Origin of the sequence: Streptomyces sp. NBC_01264, assembly GCF_026340675.1 — a bacterium.
In the GTDB taxonomy this organism is placed as follows: domain Bacteria; phylum Actinomycetota; class Actinomycetes; order Streptomycetales; family Streptomycetaceae; genus Streptomyces.
Window position 1 is genome coordinate 6,731,701 of record NZ_JAPEOX010000001.1, and the last position, 22,216, is coordinate 6,753,916.

Annotated in this window: 18 protein-coding genes and 5 tRNA genes; 14 read left to right on the forward strand and 9 right to left on the reverse strand. The window is 70.6% G+C overall.

The features are described 5' to 3' along the window. Positions 1 to 14 precede the first annotated feature (14 nt). From OG435_RS31555 to OG435_RS31565, 3 genes are all read left to right on the forward strand, one after another. A complete protein-coding gene (locus OG435_RS31555; RefSeq protein ID WP_266881303.1) occupies positions 15 to 635 on the forward strand; it encodes a TetR/AcrR family transcriptional regulator in 621 nt (206 codons plus the stop codon). Positions 636 to 997: 362 nt separating this feature from the next. Continuing rightward, complete coding sequence (gene cimA, locus OG435_RS31560; RefSeq protein WP_266881304.1) at positions 998 to 2,647, forward strand: citramalate synthase; 1,650 nt, start codon at positions 998 to 1,000, stop codon at positions 2,645 to 2,647. A 127-nt stretch (positions 2,648 to 2,774) separates the two neighbouring features. Beyond that, positions 2,775 to 4,157 (forward strand): hypothetical protein, encoded by a 1,383-nt coding sequence (locus OG435_RS31565; protein ID WP_430625727.1) that lies wholly within the window; start codon positions 2,775 to 2,777, stop codon positions 4,155 to 4,157. A 30-nt stretch (positions 4,158 to 4,187) separates the two neighbouring features. On the opposite strand, the gene OG435_RS31570 is transcribed toward OG435_RS31565, so the two are convergent. Next, a complete protein-coding gene (locus OG435_RS31570) occupies positions 4,188 to 4,796 on the reverse strand; it encodes a YceI family protein (RefSeq protein WP_266881306.1) in 609 nt (202 codons plus the stop codon). Positions 4,797 to 5,122: 326 nt separating this feature from the next. Here OG435_RS31570 and OG435_RS31575 point away from each other — a divergent pair, with 326 nt between their 5' ends. Together OG435_RS31575 and OG435_RS31580 are read left to right on the forward strand one after the other, a co-directional pair. Continuing rightward, positions 5,123 to 6,706: an acyl-CoA carboxylase subunit beta gene (locus OG435_RS31575; RefSeq protein ID WP_266881307.1), complete on the forward strand. Its 1,584-nt coding sequence runs from the start codon at positions 5,123 to 5,125 to the stop codon at positions 6,704 to 6,706. 23 nt (positions 6,707 to 6,729) lie between these two features. Beyond that, positions 6,730 to 6,921 carry an acyl-CoA carboxylase subunit epsilon gene (locus OG435_RS31580; RefSeq protein ID WP_266881308.1) on the forward strand — a complete coding sequence of 64 codons (192 nt, stop codon included), beginning with the start codon at positions 6,730 to 6,732 and terminating at the stop codon, positions 6,919 to 6,921. Positions 6,922 to 7,002: 81 nt separating this feature from the next. On the opposite strand, the gene OG435_RS31585 is transcribed toward OG435_RS31580, so the two are convergent. The 8 genes from OG435_RS31585 to OG435_RS31620 form a co-directional block, all read right to left on the reverse strand. After that, positions 7,003 to 7,590: a GTP-binding protein gene (locus tag OG435_RS31585; RefSeq protein WP_073911148.1), complete on the reverse strand. Its 588-nt coding sequence runs from the start codon at positions 7,588 to 7,590 to the stop codon at positions 7,003 to 7,005. After that, the gene (locus tag OG435_RS31590) at positions 7,571 to 8,167 is read right to left on the reverse strand and encodes a DUF742 domain-containing protein (protein ID WP_266881309.1); all 597 of its coding nucleotides are present in this window, start codon (positions 8,165 to 8,167) and stop codon (positions 7,571 to 7,573) included. The genes OG435_RS31585 and OG435_RS31590 overlap by 20 nt, the downstream gene beginning before the upstream one ends. 93 nt (positions 8,168 to 8,260) lie before the next feature. Next, the gene (locus OG435_RS31595) at positions 8,261 to 8,674 is read right to left on the reverse strand and encodes a roadblock/LC7 domain-containing protein (RefSeq protein WP_007266772.1); all 414 of its coding nucleotides are present in this window, start codon (positions 8,672 to 8,674) and stop codon (positions 8,261 to 8,263) included. 10 nt (positions 8,675 to 8,684) lie between these two features. Continuing rightward, positions 8,685 to 11,906, reverse strand: a complete 3,222-nt coding sequence (locus OG435_RS31600) for a sensor histidine kinase (protein WP_266881310.1) — start codon at positions 11,904 to 11,906, stop codon at positions 8,685 to 8,687. Positions 11,907 to 12,216: 310 nt separating this feature from the next. Further along, positions 12,217 to 12,804, reverse strand: a complete 588-nt coding sequence (locus OG435_RS31605) for a GTP-binding protein (protein WP_254385735.1) — start codon at positions 12,802 to 12,804, stop codon at positions 12,217 to 12,219. Then, positions 12,785 to 13,177 (reverse strand): DUF742 domain-containing protein, encoded by a 393-nt coding sequence (locus tag OG435_RS31610; RefSeq protein ID WP_243337752.1) that lies wholly within the window; start codon positions 13,175 to 13,177, stop codon positions 12,785 to 12,787. Before OG435_RS31610 ends, OG435_RS31605 begins: the two co-directional genes overlap by 20 nt. Before the next feature lie 151 nt (positions 13,178 to 13,328). Next, on the reverse strand, positions 13,329 to 13,742 hold the full coding sequence (locus tag OG435_RS31615; RefSeq protein ID WP_008739864.1) for a roadblock/LC7 domain-containing protein: 414 nt from the start codon (positions 13,740 to 13,742) through the stop codon (positions 13,329 to 13,331). 9 nt (positions 13,743 to 13,751) lie between these two features. Further along, entirely contained in the window at positions 13,752 to 17,525 is a 3,774-nt protein-coding gene (locus tag OG435_RS31620; protein WP_266881311.1) for a sensor histidine kinase, read from the reverse strand. Positions 17,526 to 18,127: 602 nt separating this feature from the next. Here OG435_RS31620 and OG435_RS31625 point away from each other — a divergent pair. The 9 genes from OG435_RS31625 to OG435_RS31665 all read left to right on the forward strand — a co-directional run bounded on the left by OG435_RS31625 (position 18,128) and on the right by OG435_RS31665 (position 22,073). After that, positions 18,128 to 18,310, forward strand: a complete 183-nt coding sequence (locus tag OG435_RS31625; RefSeq protein WP_266881312.1) for a hypothetical protein — start codon at positions 18,128 to 18,130, stop codon at positions 18,308 to 18,310. Between the two features lie 102 nt (positions 18,311 to 18,412). Further along, positions 18,413 to 19,201: a fumarylacetoacetate hydrolase family protein gene (locus OG435_RS31630; protein WP_266881313.1), complete on the forward strand. Its 789-nt coding sequence runs from the start codon at positions 18,413 to 18,415 to the stop codon at positions 19,199 to 19,201. Beyond that, complete coding sequence (gene gltX, locus OG435_RS31635) at positions 19,194 to 20,672, forward strand: glutamate--tRNA ligase (protein ID WP_266881314.1); 1,479 nt, start codon at positions 19,194 to 19,196, stop codon at positions 20,670 to 20,672. The genes OG435_RS31630 and gltX overlap by 8 nt, the downstream gene beginning before the upstream one ends. 91 nt (positions 20,673 to 20,763) lie before the next feature. Continuing rightward, positions 20,764 to 21,492 (forward strand): HAD family hydrolase, encoded by a 729-nt coding sequence (locus OG435_RS31640; RefSeq protein WP_266881315.1) that lies wholly within the window; start codon positions 20,764 to 20,766, stop codon positions 21,490 to 21,492. Between the two features lie 86 nt (positions 21,493 to 21,578). After that, a tRNA-Gln gene (locus OG435_RS31645) sits at positions 21,579 to 21,650 on the forward strand. A gap of 26 nt (positions 21,651 to 21,676) precedes the next feature. Beyond that, positions 21,677 to 21,749 (forward strand) — tRNA-Glu (locus OG435_RS31650). Between the two features lie 61 nt (positions 21,750 to 21,810). Further along, positions 21,811 to 21,883 (forward strand) — tRNA-Glu (locus tag OG435_RS31655). Positions 21,884 to 21,907: 24 nt separating this feature from the next. Next, positions 21,908 to 21,979: transfer RNA gene (locus OG435_RS31660), tRNA-Gln, on the forward strand. A 21-nt stretch (positions 21,980 to 22,000) separates the two neighbouring features. After that, a tRNA-Glu gene (locus tag OG435_RS31665) sits at positions 22,001 to 22,073 on the forward strand. Positions 22,074 to 22,216: the final 143 nt, after the last annotated feature.

Genomic DNA, 22,216 nt, shown 5'->3' on the forward strand with positions numbered 1-22,216 from the left:
ACGAGGAGTGGGCCATGGTGGCGGGTGAGGCACGTGCCGCGCGCAAGAACGCGCCGCCGCGCGAGGACGTACTGGTCGCCGCCATGGCCACCATCGCCGAACGCGGCCTGGACGGTCTGACCATGGCCGGCCTGGGCCGTCAGGTCGGCATGAGCAGCGGCCACCTCCTCTACTACTTCCGCACCAAGGACGAGCTCCTGCTGCAGACCCTGGAGTGGAGCGAGGCGGCGCTCGGCACCCGCCGCCGCGCCCTGCTGTCCCGCCGCGGCCCGGCGCTCGAGCGCCTCCAGGCGTACGTGGACCTGTACGTGCCCGAGGGCGCCCGGGATCCGCACTGGACCCTGTGGCTGGAGGTCTGGAACCGCTCGCAGAACGCGGGACCGGGGGAGCGGGAGCGCCAGGGGGCCATCGAGGGCGCCTGGCACCGCGACCTGGTGGCCCTGCTCGCCGAGGGCATCTCGCGCGGGGAGTTCCGCCCGGTCGACCCGGACCGATTCGCGGCCCGGCTGCGGGCCCTGCTCGACGGGTTCAGCATCCAGGTCGCCGTCGGCCTTCCCGGCATAGGGCGGGGCGACATCCTGGAGCACGTCGGCGAGTTCCTCGGCGAGGCGCTGACCCCGGGGGCCGGCGCCTGATCCGGCGGCCCCCGGCCCGGCCCGCGGACGACTCCTGCGACCCTCGGACCGACGTGACCGCATGCTGAGATCCCCGTCCACCCGCGGCATGCGGTATGGCAGACTGCCGACGTGCCTGCTCAGCTCATGATTATGGACAGCAGCGCGCCGGTCCCCAGTGGCCGCTGAGCCGCGGAAGAACTTCGCGGAGGCGGCCACCGTGCCCCAGACCCGCGCGCAGACCTCTCGCACCCGCGAGAGGTTTTTTCGTTTTCCGGCCCAAACGTGCCGGGATCGGGCAGCGCGCGATGATGGGGGCAGTGGCGTCGGCCTGCCCGAGGGCGGGCATCCGGAACCACCCATCCGACAGGAGTCAGATCAGCATGACGACGACAGAGGCGACCGAGCCGACTGTGCCGGCTTCGGGCCCCGGCGATCCCGGCGGTGTGGAAGACGGGTTCCACGTCTTCGACACGACCCTGCGCGACGGTGCCCAGCGTGAGGGCATCAACCTCACGGTCGCGGACAAGCTGACGATCGCCCGGCACCTGGACGACTTCGGGGTGGGGTTCATCGAGGGCGGCTGGCCCGGCGCCAACCCGCGCGACACGGAGTTCTTCTCGCGTGCCCGCGCGGAGATCGACTTCAAGCGCGCCCAGCTCGTCGCCTTCGGCGCGACCCGCCGGGCGGGCGGCTCGGCCGCCACCGACCCGCAGGTCCGCGCCCTGCTGGAATCCGGCGCCCCGGTGATCACCCTGGTCGCCAAGTCCCACGACCGGCACGTCGAACTCGCCCTGCGCACCACCCTCGACGAGAACCTGGAGATGGTCCGCGACACCGTCGCCCACCTGGTCTCCGAGGGCCGCCGGGTCTTCGTCGACTGCGAGCACTTCTTCGACGGCTACCGGGCCAACGCCGAGTACGCGAAGTCCGTCGTACGCGCCGCCCACGAGGCCGGCGCCGACGTCGTGGTCCTCTGCGACACCAACGGCGGCATGCTGCCCGCGCAGATCGCCGCGACCGTCGCGACCGTGCTGGCCGACACTGGCGCACGCCTGGGCATCCACGCCCAGGACGACACCGGCTGCGCCGTCGCCAACACGCTGGCCGCCGTGGACGCCGGCGCCACCCACGTGCAGTGCACCGCGAACGGCTACGGCGAGCGGGTCGGCAACGCCAACCTCTTCCCGGTCGTCGCCGCACTGGAGATCAAGTACGGCCGTACGGTCCTCCCGGCGGGCGCGCTCGCCGAGATGACCCGGATCTCGCACGCCATCGCCGAGGTCGTCAACCTCACCCCCTCCACGCACCAGCCCTACGTCGGCGTCTCCGCCTTCGCGCACAAGGCGGGCCTGCACGCCTCGGCCATCAAGGTCGACCCGGACCTGTACCAGCACATCGACCCCGCGCGGGTCGGCAACACCATGCGGATGCTCGTCTCCGACATGGCTGGCCGGGCCTCCATCGAGCTCAAGGGCAAGGAGCTCGGCGTCGACCTCGGCGGGGACCGCGCGCTGGTCTCCCGGGTGGTGGAGCGGGTCAAGGAGCGCGAGCTCCAGGGCTACACGTACGAGGCCGCCGACGCCTCCTTCGAGCTGCTGCTGCGCGCCGAGGCCGAGGGCCGGGCGCGCAAGTACTTCCGCATCGAGTCCTGGCGGGCCATCGTCGAGGACCGCCCCGACGGCACGCACGCCAACGAGGCCACGGTGAAGCTGTGGGCCAAGGGCGAGCGGATCGTCGCCACGGCGGAGGGCAACGGCCCGGTCAACGCACTGGACCGCGCGCTGCGGGGCGCCCTGGAACGCTTCTACCCCCAGCTCGCGAAGTTCGAGCTGATCGACTACAAGGTCCGCATCCTGGAGGGCGCGCACGGCACGTCGTCCACGACCCGCGTCCTGGTCACCACGACGGACGGCGCCCGCGAATGGAACACGGTCGGCGTGGCCCCGAACGTCATCGCGGCCTCCTGGCAGGCCTTGGAAGACGCCTTCACCTACGGCCTCCTGCACGCGGGCGTGGAGCCGGCGGAGTAGTCCGCGGCGGCCGTCCCGCCGTGCTCCGGCCGGTGGGACGGCAGGGCGGGACGGCGGGGTGGTGGGCCGCGGTAGGTCTTATGTCCTACTCACACAGGATTGCACCCGTTCGGGTAGCGTCATGGATATGAGGACCAGGCTTATATCCGTACGTATGGGATCGCTGCTGGCCGCTCTGCTGCTGGCGCTGTGCGCGGCCGCGCTGCTGACCGCCCCGCGGGCCTCGGCCGCCGACGGGACCGGCACCGTCGCGGAGGCACTCAAGAAGGGCCCGGTCTACGTGGACCCCCGCGCCGAGGCGCAGCTGTCGCCCGCGCAGGCGGACGCGCTCGCGAAGAAGATCAAGGACGCCGGGAAGCCGGTGTTCGTGGCCGTGCTCCCGGCCACCGCCGAGTTCCCGGCCGAGAGCGTGCTGAAGACGGTCCGTACCGAGACCGGGATCACCGGGCTCTACGCGATCCGGCTCGGGGAGGGCTTCAACGCCGGTGCCGACCGGGCCGTCATGCCGAACAACGCGGTCCGGAACCTGGTCGACGCGGTCAAGGCGGGCGGGGCCGTCGACGCGAACACCGAGATCAACAACTTCGTGGACCAGGCCCTCGCCCAGGCCAAGGGCAAGGCCCCCGCCTCCTGGGGCGGCGCGGCGGCCGACAGCGGCGCCCCGGTGGGCGCCCTGATCGGGCTCGGCGTGGTGGCCGCCGTCGGTGGTGGCGGTGCGTACGCGCTGGTCAAGCGGAACCGCAAGAAGAAGGAAGAGCTCCGGCGCGAGTCCGTCGCCCGGCTGAGCGTGGTCGTCGACGAGGACATCACGGCCTTCGGCGAGGAGCTGGAGCGCCTCGACTTCCACCCCGGAGAGCCCGGCGCCGACGACGCCATGCGCGCGGACTACGAGCAGGGCCTCGACTCGTACGAGAAGGCCAAGCAGATCATGTCCTCCGTGCAGTACCCGGAGGAGGTCAAGGGGGTCACCCAGGCGCTGGAGGACGGCCGGTACGCCCTGGCCCGCCTCGACGCCCGCCGGGAGGGCCGTCCGCTGCCCGAGCGGCGCGCGCCCTGCTTCTTCGACCCGCGCCACGGCCCGAGCACCGAGGACGCCGACTGGGCCCCGGCGGGCGGGGCCGCCCGTACGGTCCCGGTCTGCGCGGCGGACGCCGTCCGGCTGCGCGACGGCCAGGACCCGGCGGTCCGCACCGTCGACACCGAGCACGGTCCGCGCCCCTACTACGACGCCGGCCCGGCGTACGGTCCCTGGGCCGGCGGCTACTTCGGCGGGGGCATGCTGCCCGGCCTGCTGATGGGCACGATGCTCGGATCGATGATGTCCAGTCCGGCCTACGCCTCCGACTTCGGCGGCGGCAACGGATTCGACGGCGGTGGCTTCGGCGGGGGCGACGTCTCCGGGGCCGACTTCAACCCGTCCGACTTCGACGGCGGCGGTTTCGGCGGCGGGGACTTCGGCGGTGGAGGAGGCTTCGACGGCGGAGGCGGGTTCGGCGGGGGCGACTTCTAGCCGCCCCCGGCCCGCGGCGTGGAACCGGCCTCAGGCCTGCTTGATCGCCGAGATGTCGAAGGTCAGCTTCACCTTGTCGCTGACCATCACGCCGCCCGTCTCCAGGGCCGCGTTCCAGGTCAGACCCCAGTCGGAGCGCAGGATCTCGGCGGAGCCCTCGAAGCCGATGCGCTCGTTGCCGTAGACGTCGGTGGCCGAGCCGCCGAACTCCAGGTCGATGGAGAGCGGGCGCGTGACGTCCTTGATGGTCAGCTCGCCGGTGATGCGGTACGTGTCGCCGCCGAGCTGCCGCGCCTCGGTGGAGCGGAAGGTCATCAGCGGGAAGGTCTCCGCGTCGAAGAAGTCCCCGCCGCGCAGGTGGCCGTCGCGGTCGGCGATGCCGGTGTCGACGGAGGCGATCTTGACGTCGATGGTGGCGGTGGACCGGGACGGGTCGGTGCCGTCCAGCCGCAGGGAGCCCTCGTGATCGGCGAAGGTGCCGCGCACGTTGGTCACCATCGCGTGGCGGACGGTGAAGCCGATGCTGCTGTGGGAGGCGTCGATGACGTAGTCGCCGGTGAGCGCGGCGAGGGCCGGGTCCACGTCGAGGGTGGCGACGGCGGTGGTGGTGTCCTGGGCGCGGCGGGTGAAGAGACCCATGGCGTTCTCCTTGGTAAGAGTGCCGCTCGATGTCCGGCACTCGGTGACTCGTTGAAATTTCAACAAGAACGACGCTAGACCCATTCCGTTCAAATTTCAACCTCCCACGCTCTTGTGGGTGGCTTGGATGTCTTGACGGCATCTTGGTGACGCCTTGGCGGCCGCTTGGGGGAGCGGATTGTGGAGACCCCACAAAGGACTAACGTCCTGCCTGGTGGGACGGGCTGCCCCCGCAGTGGTTCTGTCCGGCCCGGACAGCGGAACAGACCCGACACTGTGTGGATTCGACGGAGGGTTTTTCCGGTCCGGCTTCGTAAGGTCATTACATGACCGTTGTGGACCAGATTCCGAGCGAGCCGACGGACGCCCGCGGACGCGTGGCCGAACTGCACGACCTGCGCGAGCAGGCGCGGCGCGGCCCGAGCGACCGGGCGACCGAAGCGCAGCATGCCAAGGGCAAGCTCACCGCCCGCGAGCGGATCGCGTTGCTGCTCGACGAGGGTTCCTTCAAGGAGGTCGAGCAGCTGCGTCGCCACCGGGCGACCGGGTTCGGCCTGGAGGCCAAGAAGCCCTACACCGACGGTGTCATCACCGGTTGGGGCACGGTCGAGGGCCGTACGGTCTTCGTCTACGCGCACGACTTCCGCATCTTCGGCGGCGCCCTGGGCGAGGCCCACGCCACGAAGATCCACAAGATCATGGACATGGCCATCGCGGCCGGTGCCCCGCTGGTCTCCCTCAACGACGGCGCCGGCGCCCGTATCCAGGAGGGCGTCTCGGCGCTCGCCGGCTACGGCGGCATCTTCCAGCGCAACACCAAGGCCTCGGGCGTCATCCCGCAGATCTCGGTGATGCTGGGCCCCTGCGCCGGCGGCGCGGCCTACTCCCCGGCACTGACGGACTTCGTGTTCATGGTCCGGGAGACCTCGCAGATGTTCATCACCGGCCCGGACGTGGTCCGCGCGGTGACCGGCGAGGAGATCACCCAGAACGGCCTCGGCGGCGCGGACGTGCACGCCGAGACCTCGGGCGTCGCGCACTTCGCGTACGACGACGAGGAGACCTGCATCTCCGAGGTCCGCTACCTCATCACGATGCTGCCCTCCAACAACCGCGAGAACCCCCCGGTCCACGAGACCACCGACCCGGCCGACCGCCGCTCCGACGTGCTGCTCGACCTCGTGCCCGCCGACGGCAACCGCCCGTACGACATGCTCAAGGTCATCGAGGAGCTCGTCGACGAGGGCGACGTCCTGGAGATCCACGAGCGCTGGGCCCGCAACATCATCTGCGCGCTGGCGCGGATGGACGGCCAGGTCGTCGGCATCGTCGCCAACCAGCCCGGCCACCTCGCCGGCGTCCTGGACATCCACGCCTCCGAGAAGGCGGCGCGCTTCGTCCAGCTCTGCGACGCCTTCAACATCCCGATCATCACCCTCCTGGACGTCCCCGGCTTCCTGCCGGGCGTCGACCAGGAGCACGGCGGCATCATCCGCCACGGCGCGAAGCTGCTGTACGCGTACTGCAACGCGACCGTGCCGCGGATCTCGCTGATCCTGCGCAAGGCCTACGGCGGTGCGTACATCGTCATGGACTCCCAGTCCATCGGCGCCGACCTCACCTACGCCTGGCCGACCAACGAGATCGCCGTGATGGGCGCCGAGGGCGCCGCCAACGTCATCTTCCGCAAGCAGATCGCGGACGCCGAGGACCCCGAGGCCATGCGTGCGCGCATGGTCAAGGAGTACAAGGCAGAGCTGATGCACCCTTACTACGCGGCCGAGCGAGGCCTCGTCGACGACGTGATCGACCCCGCCGAAACGCGCGAGGTCCTCGTCGCCGCCCTCGCGATGCTCCGCAACAAGCACGCCGATCTGCCGTCGCGCAAGCACGGCAACCCGCCCCAGTAGAAGCCGAAGGAGAACCGCCACCGATGAGCACCGACACTCTTCTGCGCGTCGAGAAGGGCAACGCCGAGCCCGAGGAGCTGGCCGCGATCACCGCGATCCTGCTCGCCCGCGCCGCCGCGACCCCCGAGGCCGCCACCATCCCCCGCTCCCAGGCCGGCTGGCGCCGCCTGGAGCGCACCCCCGGCTTCCGCGGCCCGCGCAGCTGGCAGGGCTAGTACACCGAGCCCCGCGGCACCACGTGAAAGGCCCCCCGCACTCCTCGGAGTGCGGGGGGCCTTCGCGTACGACCGGGACGGCTACCGCAGGCGGGCCATGAGGGCGTGCTCGACCAGGGTGATGAGCGCGCTCTTGGCGTCCGCGCGGTGGCGGGCGTCGGTGGTGATGATGGGTGCGTCCGGGCCGATCTGCAGGGCCTCGCGGACTTCCTCCGGGGTGTACGGCTGGTGCCCGTCGAAGCCGTTGAGGGCGATGACGAACGGCAGGCCGCTGTTCTCGAAGTAGTCGACGGCGGGGAAGCAGTCGGCGAGACGGCGGGTGTCGACGAGGACGACGGCGCCGATCGCACCGCGGACCAGGTCGTCCCACATGAACCAGAAGCGGTCCTGACCGGGGGTACCGAAGAGGTACAGGATCAGGTCCTGGTCCAGGGTGATGCGGCCGAAGTCCATGGCGACCGTGGTGGTCGTCTTGTCCCCGGTGTGGGTCAGGTCGTCGATGCCGGCGGAGGCGCTCGTCATGACGGCCTCGGTGCGCAGGGGGTTGATCTCGGAGACGGCGCCGACGAACGTGGTCTTGCCCACGCCGAAGCCGCCCGCCACCACGATCTTCGCGGAGGTGGTGGAGCGAGCAGGAGCCGCTCCGCCGTTAGAGCTTGCGAAGTCCACTGAGCACCCTTTCGAGCAGTGTCACGTCTGGCTGGCCGCCGGCGGACTCGTCGCCGCCGGGCTGGTGGATGGCTACGAGGCCCGCCTCCGCCAGGTCGGCGACGAGGATCCGGGCTACGCCAAGAGGAATGGAAAGAAGTGCCGAGATCTCCGCGACGGATTTGATCTCCTGGCACAGGAGGCAGATGCGCTGGTGCTCGGGCAACTGCCCTTGCAGCCGCGCGGGATCGGCCGTGGTGCTGACCAGTGCCTCGATGGCGAGCTGATAGCGCGGACGGGTCCGGCCACCGGTCATCGCGTACGGGCGCACCAGCGGGTTGTGCGCCTGCGGAGCCTGCGGGCGCCCGCCGCGCGGAGGCTGCTGCGGGGGGCGGTAGGACTGCCCGGGCTGCTGCGGCCGGCCGTACGGCTGCTGCGGCTGCTGGTAGGGCTGCCGCTGGTACGGCTGCCCCGAGGCGGGGTCGTGCTCCGGCGCGGGCCGGTTGCTGGGAGCGGAAGGGAAGTTGAAGCGGTTCTGGTCGTGCCCACCCTGCGGCTGCTGCGCGCCGCCATAGGGATGTCCTCCGGGTGTTGTCACGTTTCCTCCTCCGACTCCAAGTACGCAGTACTCCCTGTGGAACCGCGCCACCGCACCCTATGGTGCAGTGACGCGAAACGCACTGCCTGTCTGCTAGTTGAGAAGGCTGCCCTGCAGTTCTGCGCGCAGGTCCGGGGTGAGGACCGTGCCCGCTCGATCCACGAGAAGGGCCATCTCGTAGCCCACGAGGCCGATGTCGCACTCGGGGTGCGCGAGCACCGCGAGCGAGGATCCGTCGGAGACGGACATGAGGAAGAGGAACCCTCGGTCCATCTCCACCACGGTCTGGTTGACGGCGCCGCCCTCGAAGATGCGGGAGGCTCCGGCGGTCAGCGACGTCAGCCCGGAGGCCACGGCCGCCAGCTGGTCGGCGCGGTCCCGCGGGAAGCCGTCCGACATGGCCAGAAGGAGGCCGTCGGCGGAGACCACCACCGTGTGGGACACCCCGGGGGTGTTGTCCACGAAGTTGGTGATCAACCAGTTGAGGTTCTGCGCCGCCTGGCTCATCGCGCTCACACTAACGCTCCTGGTCATAGCTGTTACTTGACTGCTCGGATCCCGCGTTGCGGCCCTGCTGGACACCGCGCCGCAGGTTGCTCAACCTGCCACGGATGTCCTCCGGGGCCCGGGAGACCTCGGGGCCTCCCTGCGGCGTCGTCTCCGCAGCGCCCTCGACCAGGTTGGCCTTGGGCACCCGCCGGGGGAGACCGGAGGGGGTGACCCCGCCGGCCTTCGGCTCGCGGAGCTTGGCGGCCTGCTGCCACCGCTCGTCGTTGTTCGAGCGCCAGTCGTCAGTGCCTGCCGTTTCCCCGGGGGCCTTCTCCGGCGCCGCGGGCTGCTGCTGACGCTGCGGCCGCTGCTCGAAGAGGGACCCGGAGGACTCCGTTTCCTGCTGTCCCGGCCGCTGCTGCGGCTGGCTGCCGCGTCGCGGCAGACCCGCCCCGGTCACCTGGTGACCGGCGTCGGCGGTGGCGCCCGGACGGTCGAAGCCTACGCGTTCCGGGGCCGGTTCGGGAGCGGCCGGTGATTCCGATTCGGTCCCGTAATCCTGCTGGTAGGAGCCCGAGTAGGTGTTCTGCTGGGGCCACTCCGCAGCCGTGGAACGGGAATCGTACCCGCCGTCGTAGGCCGGGACTTCCTGTCGCTGATCCGTGTACCCGGGTTCCGGATACGCGTAATCCTGCTGGGTGTACGCGTCGTATCCCTGCCCGGCCTGAGCGGATTCGTAACCGAGGTCGTAGCCCTGCGCGGGCTGCTGCTCGTAGCCCTGGTACGGCTGGTACGCGTGCTCCGGCTGCGGTTCCGGATACTCCGCCGCGGGCTCTTCGTACTGAGACTGCGCCTGCGGCTGGGGCTGTGCCTGCGGGTAGCCGACCTGCGCCTCCAGCGCGGCCCGGCGGTCCTCGCGGCCCAGGGACCGGCCGACTGGGTCGGCGGCGGTCTCCTCGAAGCCCGGCTGGTCGGCCCGGTGGACCTCGTAGCGGGAGTCGTCGAAGCCGAGCTCGGCGGCCGTGCGCAGCGCGGCCGGCTGCTGGACCTGCTGGCGCGGGATCATCTGGGAGACCGTGAAGTCGTCCGCCGGGATCTCCTCGCCACCGCCACCGTGGGTGATGGGGTCGGGGAGCATGACGAGCGAGGTGGTGCCGGCCGCTTCGCCCGAGGGGCGCAGCTGGACGCGGATGCCGTGCCGGTCGGCCAGCCGGCCGACCACGAACAGGCCCATGCGCTGCGAGATCGCGGCGTCCACGGTCGGCGGGTTGGCCAGCTTGTGGTTGATGTCCGCGAAGTCCTCGGCCGTCAGGCCGATTCCCTTGTCGTGGATCTCGACCATGACGCGGCCGTCGGGCAGACGCGTCGCGTTGACCCGGACCTTGGTCTGCGGGGAGGAGAAGGTGGTGGCGTTCTCCAGCAGCTCGGCGAGCAGGTGCACGAGGTCGGTCACGGCCTGGCCGTGGATCTCGGCCTCGGAGACGCCCGACAGCTCGACGCGCTCGTACTGCTCCACCTCGGAGGAGGCGGCGCGCAGGACGTCGACGAGCGGAACCGGCTGGTCCCAGCGGCGGCCCGGCTCCTCGCCCGCGAGGATGAGGAGGTTCTCGCCGTTGCGGCGCATGCGGGTGGCCAGGTGGTCCAGGCGGAAGAGGTTCTCCAGCTGGTCCGGGTCGGCCTCGTTGTTCTCCAGCTCGGTGATCAGGGTCAGCTGGCCCTCGATCAGCGACTGGTTGCGCATGGAGAGGTTCGTGAAGATCGCGTTGACGTTGCCCCGGAGGAGGGCCTGCTCGGCGGCGAGCCGGACGGCCTCGCGGTGGATCTGGTCGAAGGCGCGGGCGACCTCGCCGATCTCGTCCTGGGAGTCGATCGGGATCGGCACCACCCGGGTGTCGACCTTGCCCGGGTCGGTGCGCGAGAGCTGGTCGACGAGCATCGGCAGGCGCTGCTCGGCGACGTCGAAGGCACCGTTGCGCAGCCGGCGCATCGCGCGGCCCATCTGGCGGGCCATCATGCCGGCCAGGATGAAGGCGGCGAGCAGGGCCACGACCACGATGGCGCCGGTCAGGATGGCGTCGTTGCGGGCCTCGTCGGAGACGGTTCCGGCGTCCTTGAGGGCCTTGCCGAGGAGTTCCTTCTCGAGCTCGGCGTAGCCGTCGAACTTGGCGGTGGCCGCGGCCTGCCACGCCTGCGGGGTGGTGCCGTCCTGCGCGAGCTTGGAGGGCTTCTCGCCGCTGGCTATCGCCTCGGTCATACCGGTGAGCGCGGAGTTGTTGACCACCGGCGGGGCGTGGAAGACGGTGCCCGCCTGCTCGGCCGCCTGCTTGGCGGCGGCGAGCTTGGCGGCGCCCTCCTCGGACTTCTTGCCCATGATCTCGCGCAGACGCGCGACGTCCTCGTCGGTGCCGGCGGCGACGTACTCGCCGATGGCGATCTCTTCGAGGTACGCGTACGAGGAGAAGGCGACGAGCTGGGCCTTGCGGATGTCCTCGTTCGCGCTCGGCCGGACCAGCAGGTGCGTGCCCACCGAGCGCTGCAGCGAGTTCGCGGCCTTGGACAGCTCGAGCGCGTAGACCATGCGGCCGTACGAGGTCACGTTGCCGGTGCCGAGGCCCAGCTCGTTGGAGAACTGCATGAGGTAGTGCTGGACCAGCACGTACCCCTCTTCGGTCGGGATCGGGCCCAGAGCCTTGGGGAGGGCCTTCTTCGCCGTCTCGAGCTGCGCCACGTAGGCCGTCTTGCGGACCTGCTCCAGCTTCGGCTCCTCCTGGCGGAAGAGCTCCAGGCGGCGTTCCAGACCCTGGCCCTCGGGCAGGTCCTTCGCGACCTCGGCGAACTTCGCCTTGGCCGCGTCGGTGGCGGAGTAGGCCTTCAGGACGGGCTCGGACTCGCGCTGGCCCTTGAGTAGGGCGTCGGCCGTCAGGTCGCGCTCGTTCAGGAGCGCCTGGCCGTACTCGGCGGCGGCCTGGACGATGACCGCGGTCTTCTCGGCGTCCTTGGCCTCGTCCCAGGTGTCGATGGAGCCCTTCACCTGGAAGCCGCCCATGACCAGTCCGACGAGGACCGGGACGAGCAGGATGGCGTTCAGACGGGTCGGCACGCGCCAGTTGCGGGGCGAGAACCTGCTGGTGCTGCCACCGCTCACGGATGGTTCCACGGGTACGTCAAAGGAAGACGTGGCCGCGCGTGGCGGCGGGGTGAAGTTGCCGCGCGCGGGTTCATCCGCGGGGCTCGAGTTGCTTCGCCTCACTCGACCAACAACCTCTCGGCGGTGCTACTAGCTAGTTCGTTGAATTCCAGCACGGTTAACGGCCGTGTTCCAAACAGTTGAAATCGGCCATTCCTAGAGCCTTATGCCCCACATAAATCGGACATAAAGAGCGTCCTGCGGCAAAAACGGGGCCAGTTGTGAGCACAGCGGCACCGGGCGAACGCACCGTGTCGCCGACCAAGGCCAATTCTCTGTCGAAACGTTATGAACGAGGGGGGGGCGGGCCGTGTCGCATGACACAGCCCGCCCCCCTCAAAACCGGCCGGTGAAGCCTTCGTTGTGTGCAGTCCTACTTGAGCCGTGCCATCAGCGCGTGCTCGACGAGCGTGATGAGCGCGCTCTTGGCGTCCGCGCGGTGGCGGGCGTCGGTGGTGATGATGGGTGCGTCCGGGCCGATCTGCAGGGCCTCGCGGACTTCCTCCGGGGTGTACGGCTGGTGTCCCTCGAACCCGTTCAGGGCCACGACGAACGGCAGGCCGCTGTTCTCGAAGTAGTCGACGGCCGGGAAGCAGTCGGCCAGGCGCCGCGTGTCGACGAGGACGATCGCCCCGATCGCACCGCGCACGAGGTCGTCCCACATGAACCAGAAGCGGTCCTGCCCCGGAGTACCGAAGAGGTACAGGATCAGGTCCTGGTCCAGGGTGATGCGGCCGAAGTCCATGGCGACCGTGGTGGTCGTCTTGTCCCCGGTGTGGGTCAGGTCGTCGATGCCCGCGCTCGCGGACGTCATCACGGCCTCGGTACGCAGCGGGTTGATCTCGGAGACGGCGCCGACGAACGTGGTCTTGCCCACGCCGAAGCCGCCCGCCACCACGATCTTCGCGGAGGTGGTGGAGCGAGCGGGAGCCGCTCCACCGTTAGAGCTTGCGAAGTCCACTGAGAACCCTCTCGAGCAGCGTTACATCCGGCGTTCCGCCGGCCTCTCCATTGCCCGGCTGGTGGATTGCCACCATGCCGGCCTCCGCCAGGTCGGCGACGAGGATCCGTGCGACACCGAGCGGCATGTTCAGCAGCGCGGAGACCTCCGCGACCGACTTGACCTCACGGCAGAGGGTGCAGATGCGCTGGTGCTCCGGGAGCAGCCCGGACAGGTGCATCGGATCGGCCGTGGTGCTGACCAGGGCCTCGATGGCGAGCTGGTAGCGCGGTCGGGTCCGGCCACCGGTCATCGCGTACGGACGAACCAGCGGCTGGTCGCCTTCCGAGTACGAGTCTCCGTACTGATCGGAATAGGCGGGGGGCGGGGTCATTGATCCTCCGGGCTGGACAGCAGTGGTCAGCGTGCCGTCTGACGGGGCGGCCGGTGGGGGGACGGTATGACGGCCTGATGGCGGTACTGGGTTCCGGGGCCGCGGCCCCGGTCCCCCGGCCGGAAGTACCGTCCGGCCGGGAGAGCGGCAGTCAGATGAGCAGGCTTCCCTGCAGTTCCGCGCGCAGGTCCGGGGTGAGGACACTGCCGGCGCGGTCCACGAGGAGGGCCATCTCGTACCCCACGAGGCCGATGTCGCACTCGGGGTGCGCCAGTACGGCCAGCGAGGATCCGTCGGAAACCGACATCAGGAAGAGGAATCCGCGGTCCATCTCCACCACCGTCTGGTTGACGGCGCCGCCCTCGAAGATGCGGGACGCGCCCGCGGTGAGGGAGGTCAGCCCGGAGGCCACCGCGGCGAGCTGGTCGGCCCGGTCACGGGGGAAGCCTTCGGACATGGCCAGAAGGAGGCCGTCGGCGGAGACCACCACGGTGTGGGACACCCCGGGGGTGTTGTCCACGAAGTTGGTGATCAACCAGTTCAGGTTCTGTGCCGCCTGGCTCATCGAACTCAACTATCGCTCCTGCTGGTAAGTGGGGTCGACGTGGTAACTGCCGGTGGCCGGGCCGGTGTTGCCGGCCTGCCGTCCCTGCTGGATACCGCGGCGGAGGTTGGTGAGACGGCCGCGGACATCGTCCGGAGACCGCGAAACCTGGGGGCCGGCCTGCGCTTCGGCCTGCTGCTGCGCGGTGCCGGCCACGAGGTTCGCCCGCGGGACCCGGCGGGGCAGACCCGACGTGGTGATGCCGCCGGCGGCGGGCTGGCGCACGCGCTCGGCCTGCCGCATCAGCTCGTCGTTCGGCGAGGAGCGCCAGCTCACGGTCGGTACCGCGCCGGTGGTGCTCTGCGCGGTCTCGGCCGGAGCCTGCTCCTGCCCGCGCTGCGGCAGCTGGTGCTGCTGCGGGCGCTGGGGGGCGGCGGGAGCCGGAGCCGCCGGGGCGGACTGCTGCGCCTGCTGGGGCACGGCCGGCACCTGCGCGGGGGCCTGACCGGCCTCCTGGCGGAACCAGTTCGACTCCAGCGTGTCGAAGATCGGGCTGCGACCCTCACCGGTGCCCGGACCGGCCGGGGGCAGCGCCTCCGGACGGGGCGCCTGCGGCAGCCGCGGAGCCTCCGGGCGCGGAGGCGGTACGGGGGCGTAGCCGCTCTGGGGCTGCGGGGGCTGGCCGGGCTGGGCGAAGCCGCCGACACCGGGGCCGCCGGGCCTCTGGGCCTGGAAGTCCTGGCGGGCGAACTGGCCGGTGGAGGCCGGGTCGCCGAAGTCGGGGCGGGCGAACTGGCCCGTGGAGGCCGGGTCACCGAACTCCGGACGGGCGAACTGGCCCGTGGCGCCGTTGTCGTGGCCGCCGGTGCCGCCGGCCTGCGGGGCCGGGGCGTTGAAGTCGGGGCGGGGGAACTCGGACGTGGAACCGGGTCCCGACAGCTCGTCGTGGCCGCGCGGCACGTCGTGACCGCGCTGGCCCGAGCCCCACGTGGTGGTCTGCGGCATCGCGGCGGGTCCGCCGCCCGCGCCCGGGAGCTCCGGACGGGGCGCGCCACCGCGCGGCGGAAGCTGCGGCCGGGGCCCGCGCGCGGCCGGACCGCCGGGCTGCTGCCGACCGGGCTGGCCCTGCTGGCCCTGCTGCTGCGGAGCCTGCTGCGGGGGCTGCTGACCGGGCTGCCCCTGCTGCGGGCGCTCGAAGCCGTTGCCCTGCGGGAAGCCGCCCGGACCGGACGCCGTGGGGGCGCCGACCGGAGGACGGGCCTGCGGACCGCCGAAGCCGCCCGGGCCGCCGGGACCCGGGACCGGGCCGCGGCCCGGCAGCGGAGCACCCGAACCGAACGCGCTCTGGGTCTGGCCACCGGGTCCCTGCTGCGGCTGGGGCCGTCCGCCCTGCGGGCCGGGGCCCTGGGGCAGACCGCCGGGGCCGCCGTCGCGGCCCGGCAGGGCCGCACGCTGACCGCCCGCGGAAACCTGGCCGCGCTGCGGGCCCGCGCCCACGGGGGGACGCGCGCCGGGAGCCGGGATCGAGCCCTGCGCCTGCGCGCCGGGACCGCCCTGGCCGGGGGCGCCGGGGGCACCCTGGCCGGGCATCGGAGCGGGCTTCTTGCCGCCCTGGGCGACGTCCACCGGCAGCATGACGAGGGCCGTCGTACCGCCCGAGTCGGAGGGGCGGAGCTGGATGCGGATGCCGTGTCGCAGGGACAGGCGGCCGACCACGAACAGACCCATGCGGCGGGAGACCGAGACGTCCACGGTCGGCGGCGCGGCGAGCCGCTCGTTGATCGCGGCGAGGTCCTCGGGGGAGAGGCCGATACCGGTGTCGTGGATCTCGACGAGCACGCGGCCGTCGGGCAGCGCGTGCCCGGTGACCTTGACCTTCGTCTGCGGGGAGGAGAACGAGGTGGCGTTCTCCAGCAGCTCGGCGAGCAGGTGCACGAGGTCGTTGACGACGCGGCCGGCCACGTCGGTGCCGGGCACCGACGAGAGTTCGATGCGCTCGTACTGCTCCACCTCGGACGCGGCGGCACGGAGCACGTCGACGAGCGGGACGGGGCGGGTCCACCGGCGGCCCGGCTCCTCGCCCGCGAGGACGAGGAGGTTTTCGCCGTTACGGCGCATGCGGGTCGCGAGGTGGTCGAGCTTGAAGAGCGAGGACAGCTGGTCCGGGTCGGCCTCGCGCGACTCCAGCTCGGAGATGAGCGAGAGCTGGCGCTGGATGAGGCCCTGCGAACGGCGCGAGAGGTTGGTGAACATCGCGTTGACGTTGCCTCGCAGGAGGGCCTGCTCGGCGGCGAGGCGGACGGCCTCGCGGTGCACGTCGTCGAAGGCCGCGGCCACCTGGCCGATCTCGTCGCGGGTGTGCAGACCGACGGACTCCACCGTCGTGTCCACGTCCTGCGGGTCGGACTCGGACAGCTGCTTGACGAGCTCGGGCAGCCGGTCCTGGGCGACGCGGGTCGCGGTGTCCTGGAGGCGGCGCAGCGAGCGGATCATCGAGCGGGCCATGACGAAGGCGCCGACGAGGGAGACACCGAGGACGAGGAGGATCAGCGCACCGTTGATGAGGGCGTCGCGCTGCGACTCGTTCTTGAGCTCGCGGGCCTTCTGCTCCATGTCCTCGAGCAGCGTCAGCTCGATGACCTTCATGGCCGTGAGCTTGGTGTCGTCGGCGTCGTACCAGTCCATCCAGGACCGGTTCTTCTCCTTGGCGAACTGGTCCTTGTTCCCGAGGACGCGGCGCGCGTAGCCGTCGGCGTTGCCGATCTCCTGGTTGCCGTCACCGAGCGAGGCGAGGAGCTCCTCGGGCTTGCCCTGGTAGGCGAGCTCGAAGGTCTTCTGCGCCTGCTCCTCGCTGTTCTGCGCGGAGCGGGCGTAGAGCCGGTCGTTCTCGGTGAGGTTGCCGGGCTGCGAGGGGTCGGCGGGGAGCGCGGCGGCGATGACCGCGCGCTGGATGGAGGCGTACTCCTTGGCGGAGGAGAACGCGGCCAGCGCACGGGTGCGCTTGATCATCTCGGGGTTCGAGGTGGCCTGGGCCATGTCCTGCGAGAGCGAGAGCAGCGAGACGACCAGCGCGTTGTACTCGGTGACGGTCTGCTGGGCGCCGTTCTGGTACGCGTTCTTGCGGATCTCTTCGAGGTTGTTGAGCCCGTGCGCGATCTGCAGGATGTTGTTGCGGATCGACCGGAGCGTCTCGTCGTCGCCCTCGGCGACGTCGACCTTGTCGGTCGCGGCGGCGAAGGACTTGACGGCGGAGTCGGTCGAGTCGCGGACGCCCTGGACGAGGGTGCTCTCCTTGCCCGACTTGTCGACGGACAGCGGACCGGCGGAGTTGTCACGCTCGGCCTGGAGCATGGCGGCCAGGTTGGTGGCCTGCCGGGTCATCGTCGTCAGCAGCTGCATGTGCTCCAGCTGCGCGATGTCGTTGAGCGAGTCGTTGATGCGGAAGCCACCGAGGGTGGTGGCGGCGACGACCGGCAGGGTCAGCAGCGACACCAGTCGCGTGCTGATGCGCCAGTTCTGCATGGCCAGACGGGAACCGGACCCACGGGGGGTCTGGGGTATCGCGACGTCGCGGCCGCCCGACTCGTCGTCGGCCTTGGAGCCGCCCTTGGGCTTGGCACGGCCCTTGGGCTTGGCGGAGCCGTCGGGGCTTGCACTCTCGACAGCCGGCCCGCGGTTCTGGGCGTGCTGGGGCGAGGAGCCACGGTCGGTCCCGCCGCGCGGGTCCTGCTCCGGCGCGGCTTCCCCACGGCCCTGACGGGCCTGGGGAGACCCCTTGTCATCCCTCTTGAATCGTCCCTGCACTAGCGTCGCAACCTCTGGACCAGGCGTCCCGCCGGGCGACCGGTGGGACGGTGTCGAGTCGTGGGGCAATGCGCCCCATGGTGGTCGTCGGTGACCGGCGCGTCTCCCTCTCCGTTGCCGCCGCGCTCGGCGCTGTCTCGCGCCACCTGCGCGCCGGCTGATTCCCGCGGCGGTCCCGCGAATTCCAGCACAGAGGCGGATCTCCAACAAGGTGCGAGTCCCGGCCTGGACGGTCGGTCACTTCCGGTGACGTCCGCACTACCCGACGTGCGGGCCAATTCATATGGAATCGGACTTACGCCGCCCAAACCTCGCGTCCGACAAGCTGTCCCAGTCGCGATGATCGGGAGCGGAATGGCGCATTCAGTGGCACAATGTCCGCTTTGCGGGGTCGAGTTGACTGACCGTTATGCCCGTAATGCCTGGTCACTGGTGAGCAAACTCACATAGCCGTGGCCATTACTTCCCGGTTCGGCGGGGGATTCAGATGTTTAGCCTTGAGCTTTACAGGCTTGCCGCGAGCGACAAGCGGCACTCCGAAGGCATCCCGGCGGCACCCGCCGCCACCATCCGACCTAGTGAGCCGAGGGCTTCGCACTCCGATGAAGACGACGATGATGTTCCGCAACATAGCCAACCCGCGCCGCACCACCCTCGCGCACCTCAAGGACGCCGAGGAGCTGCAGGCCGTGCCGGTCCCGGAGCACACCGTCGAACTGCCGACCCAGACCGCGAACCCGCGCCGCACCATCCTCATGGACGCGCCGGTCGCCGCCGCGCAGTAAGGGGACGCACGGCGAAAGCCGCGCGAAGCGGCGCCCCCGACCACGTTAGCCTGGAGTCCGCAGACTCCAGCCAGCGGAAATACAGAGGGGCAGACGCAACACGTGCGCATCGCCAGGTTCTCCATCGACGGCAATGTCGCGTTCGGCGCGGTCGAGGGCAGCACTGCCCACGGCGCCGAGGGTGAGCTCGTCCTCGACATCATCAAGGGCATTCCGTTCGCGGACTTCGAGCTCTCGGGCACGAAGGTCCCGCTGAGCAAGGTCCGGCTGCTGCCGCCCGTGCTCCCGAACAAGGTCGTGGCCATCGGCCGCAACTACGCGGAGCACGCGGCGGAGCTCGGCAACGAGGTCCCGGACGCCCCCATCACCTTCTTCAAGCCCTCCACCTCGGTGGTCGGCCCGGGCGACCCGATCGCGTACCCGTCCTTCTCCCAGGACCTCCACCACGAGGCGGAGCTCGCCGTGGTCATCGGCCGCATGTGCCGCGAGGTCCCGCGCGAGCGCGTCAAGGACGTCATCCTCGGCTACACCTGCGCCAACGACGTCACCGCGCGCGACGTGCAGCAGCGCGAGAAGCAGTGGGCCCGCGCCAAGGGCTTCGACAGCTCCTGCCCCCTCGGCCCCTGGATCGAGACGGACCTCGACCCGAGCGATCTGACCATCCAGTGCACCGTCAACGGCGAACAGCGCCAGCTCGGCCGCACCAGCCAGATGGTCCGCTCCATCGAGGACCTGATCGTGCACATCACCGAGGCCATGACGCTGCTCCCGGGCGACGTCATCCTCACGGGGACCCCGGCCGGAGTCGGCCCCCTGAACGTCGGCGACGAGGTCGCCGTCACCATCGAAGGCATCGGCACTCTCACCAACAAGGTGATCAAGCGTGGCTAACGCGACCCCCCGCGTACGTTTCTGTCCGTCCCCGACCGGCAACCCCCACGTGGGTCTGGTCCGCACGGCCCTCTTCAACTGGGCGTTCGCCCGCCACCACGGCGGTACGTTCGTCTTCCGCATCGAGGACACCGACGCGGCCCGCGACTCCGAGGAGTCCTACGACCAGCTCCTCGACTCGCTGCGCTGGCTCGGCTTCACCTGGGACGAGGGCCCCGAGGTCGGCGGCCCGCACGCCCCGTACCGCCAGTCCGAGCGCATGGACATCTACAAGGACGTCGCGCAGAAGCTCCTCGACGGTGGTTACGCGTACCACTGCTACTGCACCACCGAGGAGCTCGACGCGCGCCGCGCCGCCGCCCGCGCCGCCGGCAAGCCCTCCGGCTACGACGGCCACTGCCGCGAGCTGACCACCGTGCAGGTCGAGGCGTACGAGGGCGAGCACCGCGCCTCCATCGTCCGCTTCCGGATGCCCGACGAGCCGATCACCTTCACGGACCTGGTCCGCGGAGAGCTGACCTTCACCCCGGACAACGTGCCGGACTTCGGCATCGTCCGGGCCAACGGCGCCCCGCTCTACACGCTCGTCAACCCCGTCGACGACGCGCTGATGGAGATCACCCACGTCCTGCGCGGCGAGGACCTGCTCTCCTCCACCCCCCGCCAGATCGCCCTGTACAAGGCGCTGATCGAGCTGGGCGTCGCCCAGACCACCCCGGCCTTCGGCCACCTGCCGTACGTGATGGGCGAGGGCAACAAGAAGCTCTCCAAGCGCGACCCGGAGGCCTCGCTCAACCTGTACCGCGAGCGCGGCTTCCTGCCCGAGGGCCTGCTGAACTACCTCTCGCTGCTCGGCTGGTCCTTCTCCAAGGACCAGGACATCTTCTCGATCGAGGAGATGGTGGCGAAGTTCGACATCCCGGACGTCAACGCCAACCCGGCGCGCTTCGATCTCAAGAAGGCCGAGTCGATCAACGCGGACCACATCCGCCTGCTCGACCCGAAGGCCTTCGCGGACGCCTGCGCCCCGTGGCTGCGGGCCCCGCACGCCAACTGGGCGCCCGAGGACTTCGACGCCGCCGCCTGGGAGCGCATCGCGCCGTACGCCCAGACCCGCGTCACGGTCCTGTCCGACATCACGGACAACGTGGACTTCCTGTTCCTGAAGGAGCCCGTCGAGGACCAGGCCTCGTGGGACAAGGCGATGAAGGGCGACCCGGCGGCCCTCCTCACCACGGCCCGCGAGAACCTCGCCGCCGCGGACTGGTCCGACCCCGAGTCGCTCAAGCAGGCGGTCCTCACCGCCGGCGAGACCCACGGCCTCAAGCTCGGCAAGGCCCAGGCCCCGGTCCGCGTGGCCGTCACCGGCCGCACGATCGGCCTCCCGCTCTTCGAGTCCCTCGAAATCCTGGGCAAGGACCGCTCCCTGTCCCGCATCGACGCGACCCTGGCGAAGCTCACCGCCGCGTAAGCAGCACCTGTACGTCCCTCAGGGGCGGCAGCCGACCGCTACATCAGCGAACGGCTGCCGCCCCTGAGGCGTTCCGCGTAGGGTCGGCCGTATGGCGATCCGTGCGGTGCTGTGGGACATCGACGACACGCTCTTCGACTACACCGGGGCCGACCGGGCCGGGCTCGCGGCGCACCTGGTCGCCGAGGGGGTCGCGGAGCGGTACGGGGCTCCGGCCGAGGCGCTCGCGCTGTGGCGGCGGATCACCGACCGGCACTGGGAGCGGTTCGCGGCCGGCCTGGGCACCTTCCAGGGGCAGCGCCGGGACCGGGTGCGGGAGTTCCTCGGGGAGCCCGGGTGGACCGACGCGCAGGCCGACGACTGGTTCGAGCGGTACGTGGAGCACTACAGGGCCGCCTGGGAGCTGTTCCCCGACGTGGTGCCCGTACTGGACGCCCTGGCGGGCGGCTACCGCCACGGGGTGCTCTCCAACTCCTCCGTGGCCAACCAGGACCCCAAGCTGCGCCACCTCGGCCTGCGCGACCGATTCGAGGTCCTGGTGTGCGCCGTGGAGCTGGGCGTCAGCAAGCCCGAGGCCGGCGCCTTCCTGGCCGCGTGCGCCGAGATGGGCCTGGAGCCGGGGGAGGTGGTCTACGTGGGCGACCAGCCCGAGATCGACGCGCGCGGAGCCCGTGACGCCGGGCTGACGGCCGTGTGGCTCGACCGCGACGGATCGCGCGGCCCCGGACCCGAGGGCGTGCACCGGATCGCCGGACTCGACCTGCTCCCGCAGGTGCTGGCCGGGGATACCCGTTTTGGAGCACGGTCAGCCATCCGGTAGTGTTCTTTCTGCGCCGCCCGAGCGGGCCGAAAGGCCGGGCCGGAGGCGCTAACCGAACGAAAGTCCCTCAGGGTCTTGACTTTTGGTGGGCTATAGTGTAATTGGCAACACGAGGGTTTCTGGTTCCCTTATTCTAGGTTCGAGTCCTGGTAGCCCAGCGCAGTTCAGTAGTGACGCAGTGCTTGCCCCCGTTGTGTAGCGGCCTAGCACGCCGCCCTCTCAAGGCGGTAGCGCCGGTTCGAATCCGGTCGGGGGTACAGATCCTTCCCGCGAGATTTCCAGGGTCGCACCCGGATGTTCTGATGCAGGATCGCTAGGGCCCCCGTTGTGTAGCGGCCTAGCACGCCGCCCTCTCAAGGCGGTAGCGCCGGTTCGAATCCGGTCGGGGGTACGGTGTCTAGCTGGTCTAGACCTTTGGGCTATAGTGTAATTGGCAACACGAGAGTTTCTGGTTCTCTTATTCTAGGTTCGAGTCCTGGTAGCCCAGCGCAGTACCGCAGTACAGCTAGCCCCCGTTGTGTAGCGGCCTAGCACGCCGCCCTCTCAAGGCGGTAGCGCCGGTTCGAATCCGGTCGGGGGTACGCACAGAAGAGGCCCTCCGCGTCCATCGCGGAGGGCCTCTTCTGTGTTCCCGGACGGGCGGCGGACGCAGCCGGGGCCAAGAAGTACGGGCCCGGCGGCGCGTGTGTGGACGTGTGCGGCGTCTCACGCGCCCCCGGGCCCG